The 13,362-nt window shown below is 37.9% G+C and carries 15 protein-coding genes and 2 pseudogenes; 5 read left to right on the top strand and 12 right to left on the bottom strand.

The window, feature by feature from the left end:
- Nucleotides 1–63 precede the first annotated feature (63 nt).
- Both NST57_RS09660 and NST57_RS09665 read left to right on the top strand, forming a co-directional pair.
- A complete protein-coding gene (locus tag NST57_RS09660; RefSeq protein WP_341298456.1) occupies nt 64–1,227 on the top strand; it encodes an isocitrate/isopropylmalate dehydrogenase family protein in 1,164 nt (387 codons plus the stop codon).
- 2 nt (nt 1,228–1,229) lie between these two features.
- Nucleotides 1,230–1,715: pseudogene (locus NST57_RS09665) on the top strand (DapH/DapD/GlmU-related protein).
- Between the two features lie 295 nt (nt 1,716–2,010).
- Here NST57_RS09665 and NST57_RS09670 read toward each other — a convergent pair.
- Nucleotides 2,011–2,248: pseudogene (locus NST57_RS09670) on the bottom strand (NAD-binding protein); the annotation flags it as partial.
- 194 nt (nt 2,249–2,442) lie between these two features.
- On the opposite strand from NST57_RS09670, the gene NST57_RS09675 reads away from it, so the two are divergent.
- Nucleotides 2,443–3,534, top strand: coding sequence for a TrkH family potassium uptake protein (locus NST57_RS09675; RefSeq protein WP_341298457.1), 1,092 nt, complete (start codon nt 2,443–2,445; stop codon nt 3,532–3,534).
- Nucleotides 3,535–3,597: 63 nt separating this feature from the next.
- On the opposite strand, the gene arsC is transcribed toward NST57_RS09675, so the two are convergent.
- The 10 genes from arsC to NST57_RS09725 form a co-directional block, all read right to left on the bottom strand.
- Nucleotides 3,598–4,017, bottom strand: a complete 420-nt coding sequence (arsC, locus tag NST57_RS09680; protein WP_142155189.1) for an arsenate reductase (thioredoxin) — start codon at nt 4,015–4,017, stop codon at nt 3,598–3,600.
- A 14-nt stretch (nt 4,018–4,031) separates the two neighbouring features.
- Complete coding sequence (locus NST57_RS09685) at nt 4,032–5,330, bottom strand: arsenic transporter (protein ID WP_341298458.1); 1,299 nt, start codon at nt 5,328–5,330, stop codon at nt 4,032–4,034.
- Between the two features lie 12 nt (nt 5,331–5,342).
- Nucleotides 5,343–5,657: a metalloregulator ArsR/SmtB family transcription factor gene (locus tag NST57_RS09690; protein ID WP_200831260.1), complete on the bottom strand. Its 315-nt coding sequence runs from the start codon at nt 5,655–5,657 to the stop codon at nt 5,343–5,345.
- Nucleotides 5,658–6,445: 788 nt separating this feature from the next.
- Nucleotides 6,446–6,700: a hypothetical protein gene (locus NST57_RS09695; RefSeq protein WP_341298459.1), complete on the bottom strand. Its 255-nt coding sequence runs from the start codon at nt 6,698–6,700 to the stop codon at nt 6,446–6,448.
- A gap of 14 nt (nt 6,701–6,714) precedes the next feature.
- On the bottom strand, nt 6,715–6,897 hold the full coding sequence (locus tag NST57_RS09700) for a hypothetical protein (protein ID WP_160141245.1): 183 nt from the start codon (nt 6,895–6,897) through the stop codon (nt 6,715–6,717).
- 201 nt (nt 6,898–7,098) lie between these two features.
- Nucleotides 7,099–8,202: a threonine synthase gene (locus NST57_RS09705; protein WP_341298460.1), complete on the bottom strand. Its 1,104-nt coding sequence runs from the start codon at nt 8,200–8,202 to the stop codon at nt 7,099–7,101.
- A gap of 72 nt (nt 8,203–8,274) precedes the next feature.
- Nucleotides 8,275–8,649, bottom strand: a complete 375-nt coding sequence (locus NST57_RS09710) for a RidA family protein (RefSeq protein WP_163116581.1) — start codon at nt 8,647–8,649, stop codon at nt 8,275–8,277.
- Between the two features lie 11 nt (nt 8,650–8,660).
- Nucleotides 8,661–9,311 (bottom strand): helix-turn-helix transcriptional regulator, encoded by a 651-nt coding sequence (locus NST57_RS09715; protein WP_341298461.1) that lies wholly within the window; start codon nt 9,309–9,311, stop codon nt 8,661–8,663.
- A gap of 162 nt (nt 9,312–9,473) precedes the next feature.
- Complete coding sequence (locus NST57_RS09720; protein ID WP_445818787.1) at nt 9,474–10,154, bottom strand: TetR/AcrR family transcriptional regulator; 681 nt, start codon at nt 10,152–10,154, stop codon at nt 9,474–9,476.
- Nucleotides 10,155–10,196: 42 nt separating this feature from the next.
- Nucleotides 10,197–11,366, bottom strand: coding sequence for an FAD-dependent oxidoreductase (locus tag NST57_RS09725; protein WP_341298462.1), 1,170 nt, complete (start codon nt 11,364–11,366; stop codon nt 10,197–10,199).
- A gap of 257 nt (nt 11,367–11,623) precedes the next feature.
- Here NST57_RS09725 and NST57_RS09730 point away from each other — a divergent pair, with 257 nt between their 5' ends.
- Together NST57_RS09730 and NST57_RS09735 are read left to right on the top strand one after the other, a co-directional pair.
- Nucleotides 11,624–11,812, top strand: a complete 189-nt coding sequence (locus NST57_RS09730; protein WP_142155196.1) for a hypothetical protein — start codon at nt 11,624–11,626, stop codon at nt 11,810–11,812.
- Between the two features lie 282 nt (nt 11,813–12,094).
- A complete protein-coding gene (locus NST57_RS09735; RefSeq protein WP_341298463.1) occupies nt 12,095–12,508 on the top strand; it encodes a pentapeptide repeat-containing protein in 414 nt (137 codons plus the stop codon).
- Nucleotides 12,509–12,907: 399 nt separating this feature from the next.
- Here NST57_RS09735 and NST57_RS09740 read toward each other — a convergent pair whose 3' ends face one another.
- Nucleotides 12,908–13,330 (bottom strand): cytidine deaminase, encoded by a 423-nt coding sequence (locus NST57_RS09740; protein ID WP_142155197.1) that lies wholly within the window; start codon nt 13,328–13,330, stop codon nt 12,908–12,910.
- Between the last annotated feature and the right edge of the window lie 32 nt (nt 13,331–13,362).

The raw sequence follows: 13,362 nt of genomic DNA on the forward strand, positions 1-13,362 counted from the left end.
CTATGTAGTCATACAGAACAAATCTACTCGATTATAAAGGAGACTTCCTGATTCGTAAATAACATGAGGGAGGATCATCATGAAGAAAATATTCCAACTTCATCTTTCTTTGATAGAATAAAGACAAAAGGGGCGATACATATGTCATATCGAATGGGTGTTTTAAAGGGAGACGGGATTGGACCGGAAATTGTTAATTCTAGTATGCGTATTTTAAAGACAGCGCTGTCACAGTTCAATGAACCATTTGTGGAATTTGTAGAGTGTCCCATTGGTGCTGAAGCCATTCATTCTCATCAAGATCCAGTGCCAGCATCTACGATAGCCGCCTTGAAAAAATGCCATGGCTGGATATTAGGACCTCATGATTCAGCTTCATATCCTGATCTATTGAAAGAAAGAAGAAATCCAAGTGGAGAACTTCGTCATACATTTGATTTATTTGCAAATATTCGTCCATCGCAATCGCTGCCAGGTGTAAAAAGCGTTGCCAGTGGCATCGACCTTGTCATTTTTCGAGAAAATACAGAAGGCTTTTATCCAGATCGAAATATGTATCAGGGGACAGGAGAGTGGATGATTACACCAGATGTCGCCATATCTACAGGTGTGTTTACAAAAAAAGCAATTACCCGTATTGCCCACGCAGCCTTTCAACGTGCAGTGGAGAGGAGGGGGAAAGTCACCATTGTTCATAAAGCGAACGTGATCAAATTAGGATCTGGCTTGTTTTTACGAACATGTCAAGAGGTAGCGAAAGCATATCCGCAAGTGGAGGTTGAGGATATTCATATTGATGCGATGGCTGCCCATTTAGTGAGACGTGCAGGTGATTTTGATGTGATTGTGACAGAAAATATGTTTGGCGACATTTTATCTGATCTTGCAGGGGAACTAGTCGGCAGTTTAGGAATGGCACCCTCATTAAATTGCAATGAAAATCAAGCGATGGCACAGGCGGCACATGGTTCAGCACCGGATATTGCTGGTCAAAATATCGCCAATCCAATGGGCATGATTCTTTCTACAGTGATGCTTTGTAACTGGCTACATGTGAAATATCAAGATGAAAGATTAAAACAGACAGCCAGTCTGATCGAACATACTCTTGATGAGACCTTAAAAAAGAACTTGAAAACGAAGGATTTAGGAGGAAATGAGACGACGACACAATTCACCGAGGCATTCATTCAAACGATGAATGAAGTTTCAATAAAAGGGAGATGAACATGAAAACAGAAAAAGAAAAGATGATCAAGGGAGAATACTATCACCCAAATGACCACACATTGAAGGCAGATCGAGCAAAAGCGCGACAATTGACATTTGCCTATCAGCAAACAAATGAGCCATTACAAAGTGATTATGGATACAATATCGAGGTTGGCTAGCATTTTTTTGCAAATTTTGATGCAGTGTTATTAGATGTTTGCAAGATTACAATTGGAGATCATTGTTTGTTAGGTCCGAATGTACATATTTATACAGCTGGACATCCGTTAAATCCAGTAGAGCGTCAAACAGGTATTGAATTCGGCAAACCAGTCACAATTGGACATCATGTATGGATTGGCGGCGGTGCCATTATCAATCCAGGTGTGACAATCGGAGATCATGCTGTCATTGCATCGGGATCCGTTGTAACGAAAGATGTTCAGGCAAATGTGATTGTTGGCGGGAATCCTGCAAAAATTTTAAAACATTTAGAGGAATGAAAATCTGACGAATCAACCGTTAGATTTTCATTTTTCGTTTTATCTCAATAAGATAAGTATACTTAATAATGAGACGAAGAAAATTCAATTGTTCTTTAACTTCCTAGAATATATATTATGTAAACTAATAGAATGAAAATATAAAGGATCATCACTATCATTATTAAAACACCGAGCTTTTGCATGTGCTGCTCGAAGAAATTCTCCAATAGCAATCAATAATCATTCCCCTTCACCCTGTAAACGTTTAAAAGAGCGATATACATTTTCGTAGCATAACTACGACATCATTGTCCTCCAATAATATAATGGTTGTTAAAACACTAGCCTGGATGTTTTCACCCTAAGTTTTTCAATACGGCTTCATCTGTTGAATCTTCAATGACTGCATGCGAAGCGATTTGCGCATATTCGTTTACACGATCTTCATTTAGATCCATAGCTAGCACTTCAAGTCCCTCTTCACTTAATGCTTTACATATACTTCCCACGAAACGACCTAACCCGATAACAGCAAATTCTTTTTTAGGCATTTTAATGACTCCTTTTGTTGTCTATCAAATCTTTTTTCTATTTAAATAAATTGATCATAGATAAACATTCGTATCCCTATTCGTTATATAATAACATTAAAATTTCAGGTGAGTGAAAGTAGGCTAGGAAATGTTTAAATATGATCAATTTTTAAAAAAATCAGTAAAATTAACGCCTCCTCAAATTTTAGCTGATGATACAAATTGGTGGGCTTGGTTTTCTAACTTTAGCTGTCATGGTCATTTTGTTATTTGGTAAAAAGGTAGGTTTACGAGAGAGATTATTGGTTCAAGAGGCTTTTAATCTGACAAATATAGGTGGTATTGTACGTCTTATAAAGGTTTTGTTTATCTTTTCAATAACATTCGAGTTAATGGCTACGTGTATATTATCATTTCGGTGGATACCGGAATATGGTTTTTTTAAAGGGATGTACATCAGTTTATTTCATGCCATTTCTGCTTTTAATAACGCTGGTTTTTCTCTTTTTTCAAATAGTTTGATGGACTATGTACATGATCCACTGATTAATTTGACCATCACCTTCCTGTTTATCATTGGTGGTCTTGGATTTACAGTGATATTTGACATTTGGAATAAGCGGAGATTTAAATTGTTATCAATCCATTCGAAACTGATGATCATAGGAACCCTCATAACAAATGGTGTTGCGCTTTTACTCATCTTTTTAATGGAATTTGGAAACCCCCATACTCTAGGTCCTATGAATCTTCTTGATAAATTCTGGGCCTCTTATTTTCAAGCTGTGACACCAAGAACTGCAGGTTTTAATTCGCTTGATATAGCACATATGCATGAAAGCTCTTTAACTCTTATCATGCTTCTTATGTTTATTGGTGCGGGAAGTGCGTCTACAGGAAGCGGGATTAAGTTAACAACGATGATGATCATTTTGATCTCTGTCCTGCATTTTCTGAAAGGGAATAAAGAACCCGTTATCTATAGACGTACAATAAAACATGATGTAGTTATTAAAGCATTATCTATTAGCTTTATCAGTTTATGTTTTGTGTTTATCACTATTTTTTTATTGACTATGACTGAAAAAGCTCCTTTTATTGATATTGTCTTTGAAACTCTTTCAGCATTTGGTACGGTAGGTCTTTCAATGGGGTTGACTCCGGATTTAACGTTTTTAGGTAAGGTTATTCTGGCGATTCTTATGTTTATTGGTAGAGTAGGCTCTCTAACCATCGTATTTATCTTTATGAAACGAACGAAAAGCCCAATACGTTATCCAGAGGGAGAAGTGTTTGTCGGTTAAAGTGAAAATAAACTTTAATGGATTCACCATGCTGAAGGTGAATCCATTTTTCATTACAAGAAGTTACTTTCCAGTCTCAGCAAACTGTTTCAATCGATCTCCAATTTCATCTCTTACCCTTTGGAAAAATGCCCACTTCTCTTCTTCTGTTCCTTCTGCTTTTGCTGGATCATCAAAGCCCCAATGGACACGTTTGACATGAGGTGGAGTCATCGGGCATTTATCAGCTGCATCACCGCATAGTGTGACGACTAAGTCAGCGTGATGCAATATGTTCTGATCAATCAGGTCAGACGTTTGATTAGAAATATCAATCCCTATTTCTTTCATTGCTTTTACAGCATTCGGATTTAATCCATGAGCTTCAATACCAGCGCTATAAACCTTCCACTCATCTCCAAGATGCTTTTTAGCCCAACCTTCAGCCATTTGACTGCGGCAAGAATTACCGGTACATAAAAAGTAAATTGTTTTCTTTGACATGTTGATCGTCTCCTTTAATGTATAATCAATAGCCAGAAATACAACGCTAAAAGTGTAATGAATAGTGTTGGTACAGTTAAAATGACCCCTATTTTGAAATATGTCCCCCAGGAAATCTTCACACCTTTTTGAGAAAGGACGTGGAGCCACAGTAGTGTTGCTAAGGAGCCAATGGGCGTAATTTTTGGTCCTAAATCAGAACCAATGACATTTGCGTATATTAACGCTTCTCTCATCATTCCTTGTGTATCGGTGCCGGATATGGCCAATGCATTGATCATGACCGTCGGCATATTATTCATGACAGATGAAAGAATCGCTGCGATAAATCCCATACCAAGAGTCCCTGCTAATAAACCTTGATCTGCTACAGCTTGAATCACGCTTGAAAGAGCATCAGTAAGCCCTGCATTTCGCATGCCATAGACAACAACGTACATACCTATGGAAAAGAAAACGATCGCCCAGGGAGCTTCTTTTAGAACGCTTTTTGTTTGAACAGAAGGGCTTTTTTGTGCAATGACCAAGAATAAAATGGCAATCACACCAGCTATGACCGATACAGGTATAGATAAAAATTCGCTTGCAAAATAACCAATCAATAAAAAAGCTAATATATACCAAGATAATCTAAACATCTTTGGATCTTTTATTGCTTCACTTGGGTGTTTTAACTCATTCATATCATAGCGTTTAGGTATACTCTTTCTAAAGAAAAGGTACAGTACAGTGATACTCGCAAGCAACGAAAAAAGGTTTGGAACCACCATTCTTGATGCATATTCAATAAACGTAATGTTAAAATAGTCGGCTGTTACAATGTTCACCAAATTACTTACGACAAGAGGGAGCGACGTTGTATCTGCAATAAACCCACTCGCGATAATAAAAGGGAATACAATTTTTTCATTGAAGTGTAATGCTCTGACCATGGCTAAAACAATGGGTGTCAAAATAAGTGCTGCACCATCGTTTGCAAATAAAGCAGCGACGATTGCACCAAGGATGGTCACATACACAAACATACGCAACCCACTGCCTTTTGCAGATTTTGCCATATGCAATGCTGCCCATTCAAAAAAGCCGATTCGATCAAGGATGAGTGAAATGACGATAATGGCGACAAAAGCTAAAGTCGCATTCCAAACGATGCCTGTCACGGTGATCACATCGTCAACATTCACAACACCTACGATTAATGCTAAAATAGCCCCTCCACATGCGGACCAACCTATGGATAAATTTTTTGGCTGCCAAATAACCAATACCAAAGTGAACAGAAATATAAGTAACGATAAAACGGCAAAACTCAAACCCATCCCTCCTTACGAACAAGAAATGTTTGTTGCGTTCTGTTGTATTCTTTTTAAAAGGTCATCTTCTTTATTAATTTGATTTAAGATGATACGAATGGTCTCAAATTCTGGACACAGTGTATTGATTGAATAATAACGCCACTGCCCTTTTCTGTTCTCATGAACAAATCCAGCTTTTTTTAATTTTCGTAGATGCTGACTAATAGCTGGTTGACTCATTTCGAACATATCTACCAGTTCACACACACAATATTCTTTCTCCAAAAATAATTTCATCATGATCAGTCTTGTTTGATCACTGAGTGTTTTTAAACAATTCGACATATGTGTCACACCAATTGAAACATCTGCAGTCACAATGATTACCCCCTCTTTTCAAATATTGGTGTCGGTCCCTGTTATCAACTCCTTCAACAGTATATAACTGAAAACTTATATAATCAATTGATTATATGAATTTAAACAAAAATTTATTCTCTTGAAAATTCCTAACCCAATAAATGCTGAAGGGATTATGACTGAAAATGAAAAAAGAGTTGCTGAATGGCGTCATTGAATTCCGGATGCAAACCGGTTTTCTCCGGATCGAAGTTCTCTTTTCCCTTCTTATATAACAATATAAAGCTGAACATAAACACACATGCAAAAAATGTGGCAATAGGTAGAGTCCAAATGTTTTCTTCAGGAAATACAAAGGTCAGCAACGGTACAGCGAACAAAGCAGGAATTCTAGCACGAAACAGTCGAGATATCATGACTGCTAGTTATGCTCCCCTTTCATTTCACCTTAAGGAAATTCTATTTTTGGATCATAATAGCTATCATTTTTGTGCCAGCATGCTGTTGGATTTATGCTATCATGAGTCATTTGGGTGTTTTAAGTACCAGTACCAACATTTTTTTGCAAACCAATTTTCTGCTTATGCTTTGATTATTGTGTAATGTCGAGCTGTTTGAATATGTTCTAATATCGCTTTCGTACTTTATTGCAAGCAAAAAACCATGTCACTTAAGACATGGTTTTACGTCATGAACACAAATGAAAAACTTTATCCTTGACCTCTATTTTATTGAGGGAAAGAATCAATTGATACGTAAAGATTCTCTTTACTTTATATAAATCCCAAAGGCTCATTTTGTTGATGTGCCAGTTCCATTCCCTCTGCTAGATGGAGAGCGTTCATTTTATCAATATCATCATCTGGCCAATTGCGGATCAGTTGACGCAATCTAACTGCAACGGTCTGACAAACCTCTGGCATTAAGTAACTGTCGGAATCTGGTTGTTCTAACAACGGGATGATGTCATCTGTATAATGTTCAAATGGTATTTCTCCGCCAAACCCTTGCATATTATCTAAATTCATCCCAATACACGCTGCTAACCTGCATCTAAAATCATGGAAGTCGGTGTATGACCAATGTGCTTCGCAATGAGTAAAATCCAATCCCATCCCATCATCTTTCCCCTTCCTTGTTCAACGTCTTCTAGTACTTCTACTTTTTGAACGAGCCAACATAAGTCCCACTTCTCGTAACAATTAAACATTATTTCTATCTTCACTGCCTAAATTCCTCTTTATTCGACAATTGGTTCATTACAAACCACATAACATCAATTCCAGAGTTTTTCTTGACGGACACAAGAAAATCAAAGAATATATATTGGACTGCAGTGGCTTTTGCAGTTTTTACTTTCGCCCCCTTCTTTCTTCGGAAACGTTTAAATGATTGAACTGGTAAAAAGTAAAATTCCGTTATAGGTTTATGTTGATTTAATCCCTGCACCACAAAGAGGAATGATGATGGTTTCTGCTGATTCCTTTTGATATTTCATGTAGCCAGCAAAATTGATGGCAGATGTCACTTCGACATAAAATCCTTTCTCACTTAGTTTAGAGCGTGCATGTAGAATTTCTTCTTCTTCAATATCAATAAACGTACCATTCGTCTTGTATACAGCTTCTAAAATTTGTTTGGAGCGTGCCGGTGCAGCAATGGCGATCCCTTCTGCTAAGGTTCCTTTATTCGTCACAGGCGTTGCTGATTCCTCCGCATGTTGAAAAGCTTTCACAAGTGGTGCGCAGTTCTTTGCTTGTACGGCAACAATTTTCGGTATTTTATGAATGAGACCATTTTCGAATAACTCTTTAAAGCCATAATACGCACCGAGGAGCAGAGTCCCGTTTCCAACCGGAATGATTAAAGCATCCGGTGCTCCTTTTAGTTGTTCATAGATTTCATAGGCGTATGTTTTTGTTCCTTCAAAAAAGTAAGGGTTATAGACATGGCTTGCATAAAAAACGTTTTCATTATCTACTGCCTTTTGGGCCGCGGCTGCAATGTCTTCTCGTGTACCATGAATTTCTTTAATCGTTGCTCCGTGTGCTTTTATTTGAGCGACTTTTTTAGGTGACGTTTGATCACTGAGATAGATGTCACAGGCAATACCACAACGCGCCGCATACGCAGCAATTGCCGTTCCTGCATTCCCGCTGCTATCAGCAATGACTTTTGTTACTCCTAATTCTTTAGCTTTTGTCATTAACACAGCTGCTCCACGGTCTTTAAATGATAGTGTAGGCATCATATAATCAACTTTTACATAAGTATTTGGCTCACTAGAATCTAAAAGGATGAATGGCGATTGCCCCTCGCCCATGGTGACAGATTCCCACGTCTTAGAACCTTTTGGAAATGGCATGGTTTCAACATAACGCCATAATGAATTTGGATAGTGATCCCAAGCTGCGACGTCTATTTTCGGGGTATCTTTTACTAGATTTAATACTCCACCACAATCACATTTCCATAGAGTTGGTGTCATCTCATATTTTTTCCCGCAATGGTTACAAATCAATTGATTCATCAATCATCAACCCCTATAAATATTTTTTTATACGAAATATAATTTTTTATATGGAATGGGCAAAAAAATATATTAAACATATGCAATGGCATCCATTTCAATTTTGAATCCAAAATGTAATGCATTCGTTGGCACAACCGTACGAGCTGGTTTATGTTCACCGAAAAATTCGGTATAAACCGCATCTACTTTGTCCCATAATTCAATATCTGAAATGTATAATGTCATGCGCAAAATCTTTTCTTTTTTACTTCCTGCAGCTTCTACAATCATCTCCACATTCTTAAGCGCTTGTAATGTTTCTTCTTCAATGGGGCCGAACTCTTTTTCTGTCGTTTCGGGATTGATAGCAAATTGTCCCGAAACATAGACCGTGTTTTGATGAATGGTTGCGAATGCATAGTGTCCGTTTGATTTTAGATTTCCTACCTCGAGTACGCTTTCCATTTTGACACTCCTTACCTCGATTTATTTTTGATTTCATCCAAATAGCTATAGACGGTTACTTTGGAAATGCCTAACATAGATGCGACCTTCTCAACAGATCCTTTCATTAAAAAAATGCCCTTTTCATCCATGAATTTAATTAGTTCAATTTTTTCATGACGTTTCATGACTGGATGAACACTGTTTTGAATGATTTGTTGAATCAATTGATCCACTATTTCTTCCACATTTTCAAGATCATCATTTGATGTTGTTTCTTTTCCTTGAGCTTCCACTTGTGTAGAAAGAAATGTGTCCATAAATTGCTGCATTTGATTTAGTGCTTCAACATCAAAATTGATACAGAAAGCACCGATTACTTTTTGCTTTGAATCACGTATTAATGAAGTCGAAGAACGAATCGTACGCTTATCTTCTGTTACAAATGTATAACCAGCCAAATAATCTTCTTTAAAATCTTCTGATTGTAATACAGTCTTTACGAGATGATCAAATGATTGGCCGATTTCTCTTCCTGTCACATGGTTATTTACTGTAAACATGACAGATGCTTGAGGATTCGTTAAATCATGAATCACCACTTCACAATTTGGTCCAAACATTTTTGCAGTAGATTTTGCTAAAGGAATATAACTCTCTAATAACTTTTTAATATGTTCCATGCCTAAGCACCTCATTTTTTTATTCCACTAGATTATATAATTTTTTATACATAAAAACAATATATAGATTTATTTATATATCATGATGCTCACAAGATCATAAATATGAAAATTACCATATAAAAAAAGCAGCCATTGACTGCTTTTTTCTTGTGCTCCTTTCTAATTGTCTTCCTGCTGGATTCCATACAAAATGACGTCAATTCCCCATCGGAATCGTTCCATTGAAACGGGATCACCTGCAAACATTTCTTCTTTTACACGATGAATGAAAGGAAATCGCGCTTTGTCTGCATCATGAAATGCTTTTTTTGTGTCTGAAATCTGCGAAGAGTCATGTTTTTTCCAAGAGACCTTTTCGTATGCTACCGAAGATACGTATAACAGCAATAGGTCTACTCCCCATGCTGCGGATGTAGATTTGATCCCGCCTTCATGCAATGCAGCGAGAAGATGTTCGGTCAACTGAAGAAAGTTCGTTCCTTGTGGAATGGTGGAAAGAGAAATTTCAGCGAGACCAGGTTTTTCGAATAGCAGTAGGAAATAAGTATGCAATATGTCGAATAACTGTTCTTTCCATGTGCCATCCTCTGAATCTGGATAAACCATTTGTCCGAGACCATAATCCAATACGTAAGCACTGAGTTCTTGAACATTGTTCACGTAGACATACAAGGATGCAGGTCCCGTATCGAGTGCTTTAGCCACCTTACGCATGCTCATGCCCTCTATTCCTTGCTCCTTAAGAAGCTCATAGGCTGTTTTCACAATAAGCTCACGGCTTAAGGGTTCTTTAGCCGGCCGAGACCGGCGACTGATCATACGACGATTTGAATTGTTCATACTCTCTTTATAACATGTCAAAGTAAAATAGTAAATTGAGCATCAATCATCATCCTTTTGAAAAGAATTCATCATATCTGCAAGCTTGACCGCAGCGTCTTTTGAAAAACACAGTTTTAAACTATTCTCCGATTCATGTGCCTTTTCCGATGAATATTCGTACATCATGTCTTCGTATTCCTCAATGGCCTTTTCAATATCATGAGGATGTCGGACAATAGCAAGTGCTAGCTCCCTTGCATCAAACATCGCCATGTTTACACCCTCGCCTGCGAATGGTGACATGACATGAGCTGCATCACCGATAAGCGTTACTCCTTTATGACGGTTCCATTTAAAACCGATAGGAAGCGTATAAATCCGTCTTGGAATGATGGCATCTTCTGCATAACGAATATAATTTTTCAACTGATCATCCCAATCACTAAATAACGCTAATATTTGTTCTTTTGCTTCTTTCGCTTGATGAAACGGTATACCACAAGTCTCGATCCAGCTGCGTTCTACCATAAGGCTTGCATACACTTTGATTCGGCCATCTCCGTTTAACTGCCCAATCAGTCCTTTATGGTCTGCTAGAGCAAACAACTTCCCACGTTTATTAAATTTAGCTAAATCAGGGTGGTTCATCTCTACGCTTAGGACATTTAATTCCAGCATCGTGAGCCCAGAGTATTCAATCTCCATGTCTGTTAACAGAGGACGCACACGAGAAAATGCACCATCAGCCCCAATCAAAAGATCAACTGTCTCGACAACTCCGTTTTCAAAATGAAGCTCTGTCATACCACATTCTAATGAAACGCATCTTTCTAGTTTATATCCATATTTGATGGTTTCAGCATCAATTTGTTCTAACAGTAGTTCACATAACACACCACGATCAATTTCCGGGCGAGTACCTTTTTGATCTGATTCCGTTTCTTCATCTAAATAAATTCTTCCTGATTTATCAAGTAATCGGAAATCTTCTCCTTCATAACGGGCATTCCTTTGAAATTTCTCATAAACTCCTGCTTCTTTTAATGCTTTTTGGCCTGTTTCTTCGTGAATATCCAGTGAGCCTCCTCGTTCAAGACTCTTGTCATGCATCTCCCGTTCGTAGATGGTTGTTTGTATACCGTAATTTTGCAAAATTAAGGCAAGTGTTAGTCCCCCAGGTCCTCCTCCGATGATAGCGATTTGCTTTTGATCCTTACATAATGACGTCATCTTCTGCATCTCCTCATCCCTTTGTAGAAATCGTTTTAAATTACATTTCATTTATATTATAACGAACATCGTTCGTAAAGAACAGTGTTCGTTTAAAAATCGTTTGTTTTACGATTGTGTTTTAATGAAAAGAAACCAATCGCTCACCATCATATGATACACTCCATTTAGGACGGTTAAAGGTTGTCAAATCATCACAACGATACTTGGATCAGTAGATCTCCATTGTTCTCATTCTAAGTGTAAGAGGTGTTTCTATGAATAAATTATTGGCCATGTTGATATTAGGATTGAGCTTTAGTGGTGCCGCACTCATTCTTTCAGTCCATTTGTTATTCAAACCGAAACCAGAACAATTTGAGCTGTTGTTTGCTGCTGGATCATTGGGCGCTTTCGCAGTATTTGCTGTCTCATGCCTAGTGCTTCGAAAGCAATTCAATCGCTAAAAAACCTAAACAACATCCATCTTTATAACAATGGAGATGTGTTTAGGTTTTTGTGATTTACCTTAGTGTTCAGTCAAAGAATGTATCCAAGCTGACCCCGATAGGGAAAAACAAAGAAACTGCTGAAACATATCACGATATGCACTCTAAACGAATCACTAGCTTTGGCATAATAGACATCAATGCGAAAATCTTTGAACAAGCGCTCAGAAAAATGAAATGAGCTTGCTGAATGGACATCATGATTGTGAAAAATTCTGAAGAAATGATAGGGTGATAGCGATGAGAAGACTTGAGTCTGGTATATCAATAGACAACGAAACATTTTCTGATGTTGCCAGATATGAAAACGAAACAATCAGCAGAACGACGATCATCAACTCAAATGTTCGTTCTCCTATTTTTTGGAGCTGTCACCTGGAGCATCTTTTATTTGATACGTGTGATCTCACGAATGCAAGATTTTTTGCCGGTAGTACGATTGATCATTGTACTTTTTTTCGTTCCGACTTGCGCTCTGTGGGCATTGGCAAAAACGAAGCCGTCTTCACCAATTGCGTATTTTCTTCCTGTGATATGAGAGGAATGACATTGGAGAATGCTGCGTTTATCGATTGTACTTTCTCTAATGTCGATTCAGTGACCGCGTTTTACAGGCAGGGAACATCGTCAATTGTACCTTTGCTGGTAAGCTAATAGATATAACGTTTGAGGGAAATGGTAAACAAAAGCTGATCGCCAATTTTGAAAACTGCATCCTTGATGGTGTTCGTTTTATAGGCTGTGACCTGTCGGCATGTATTCCTCCAGCATCCAAAAACCATCTATATGTTGAAAAGGTATCTGCACGTGTGAAAAAGGCCTTGAAGAAGATAGATGATGATGATCCTACTCTTTCTGACGATGACCGTAAAATACTAGTACGCAGTCTGCGCAAGCTTGAACAAACGGAACAGTATATTTTTAACACGAAATATATGGAGAAAATATATGGGGCTGCTTTTGTTGAACGATTTTTCAGTCATCTTGGATGTAGCAAGGATCACATGTAACGTTTGCTACATCCTTTTTCCTATTTTATCTTTATGTAGTACATCAGCTTCGAGTATATTTGAGCGGAATGAGTTCTTCGATTTTCACCTTGACCAGCTCCCCATCCATATCAAGGATGACAAAACATGTTGGTCCAAAGTCTGAAATGAGCTCTCGGCAGATGCCGCAAGGGCTTACTACCCTAATTCTTCTATCTTCTTCATCTGAATAAGGGTGTCTCACTGCAACAATGGTATCAAAATCCTTATATCCACTCGATAAAGCGCTACCAATCGCAATGGCTTCTGCGCAAATCGTTACCCGTCCGATATAGGCTTCTATATGGACAGCTGATATGATTTCTCCTGTTTTCATGCGGATCGCTGCCCCTACATGATGCTTGTCATCTTCATAAAGACTGATAATCTTCTTTTTTGCTTCGTCTATTAATTCTATATCTTCTTGTGATAGATCAAACGTTTTCATCGCGTTCCCCCTTTCACCTTACTGCTCGTATG

The sequence above is a fragment of the Bacillus sp. FSL M8-0077 genome, from assembly GCF_038050255.1.
In the GTDB taxonomy this organism is placed as follows: Bacteria; Bacillota; Bacilli; order Bacillales; family Bacillaceae; genus Bacillus; species Bacillus altitudinis.

Bases quoted from the DNA above. Each gene is read 5' to 3' on its own strand.
- NST57_RS09730 (WP_142155196.1), top strand. From the start codon at position 11,624: ATGAATAAATTATTGGCCATGTTGATATTAGGATTGAGCTTTAGTGGT.
- NST57_RS09705 (WP_341298460.1), bottom strand. From the start codon at position 8,202: ATGAATCAATTGATTTGTAACCATTGCGGGAAAAAATATGAGATGACA.
- NST57_RS09690 (WP_200831260.1), bottom strand. From the start codon at position 5,657: ATGTCGAATTGTTTAAAAACACTCAGTGATCAAACAAGACTGATCATG.
- NST57_RS09725 (WP_341298462.1), bottom strand. From the start codon at position 11,366: ATGACGTCATTATGTAAGGATCAAAAGCAAATCGCTATCATCGGAGGA.
- NST57_RS09720 (WP_445818787.1), bottom strand. From the start codon at position 10,154: ATGAACAATTCAAATCGTCGTATGATCAGTCGCCGGTCTCGGCCGGCT.
- NST57_RS09715 (WP_341298461.1), bottom strand. From the start codon at position 9,311: ATGGAACATATTAAAAAGTTATTAGAGAGTTATATTCCTTTAGCAAAA.
- NST57_RS09660 (WP_341298456.1), top strand. From the start codon at position 64: ATGAGGGAGGATCATCATGAAGAAAATATTCCAACTTCATCTTTCTTT.
- NST57_RS09710 (WP_163116581.1), bottom strand. From the start codon at position 8,649: ATGGAAAGCGTACTCGAGGTAGGAAATCTAAAATCAAACGGACACTAT.
- NST57_RS09695 (WP_341298459.1), bottom strand. From the start codon at position 6,700: ATGAATTTAGATAATATGCAAGGGTTTGGCGGAGAAATACCATTTGAA.
- NST57_RS09735 (WP_341298463.1), top strand. From the start codon at position 12,095: ATGAGAAGACTTGAGTCTGGTATATCAATAGACAACGAAACATTTTCT.
- NST57_RS09675 (WP_341298457.1), top strand. From the start codon at position 2,443: ATGATACAAATTGGTGGGCTTGGTTTTCTAACTTTAGCTGTCATGGTC.
- arsC (WP_142155189.1), bottom strand. From the start codon at position 4,017: ATGTCAAAGAAAACAATTTACTTTTTATGTACCGGTAATTCTTGCCGC.
- NST57_RS09740 (WP_142155197.1), bottom strand. From the start codon at position 13,330: ATGAAAACGTTTGATCTATCACAAGAAGATATAGAATTAATAGACGAA.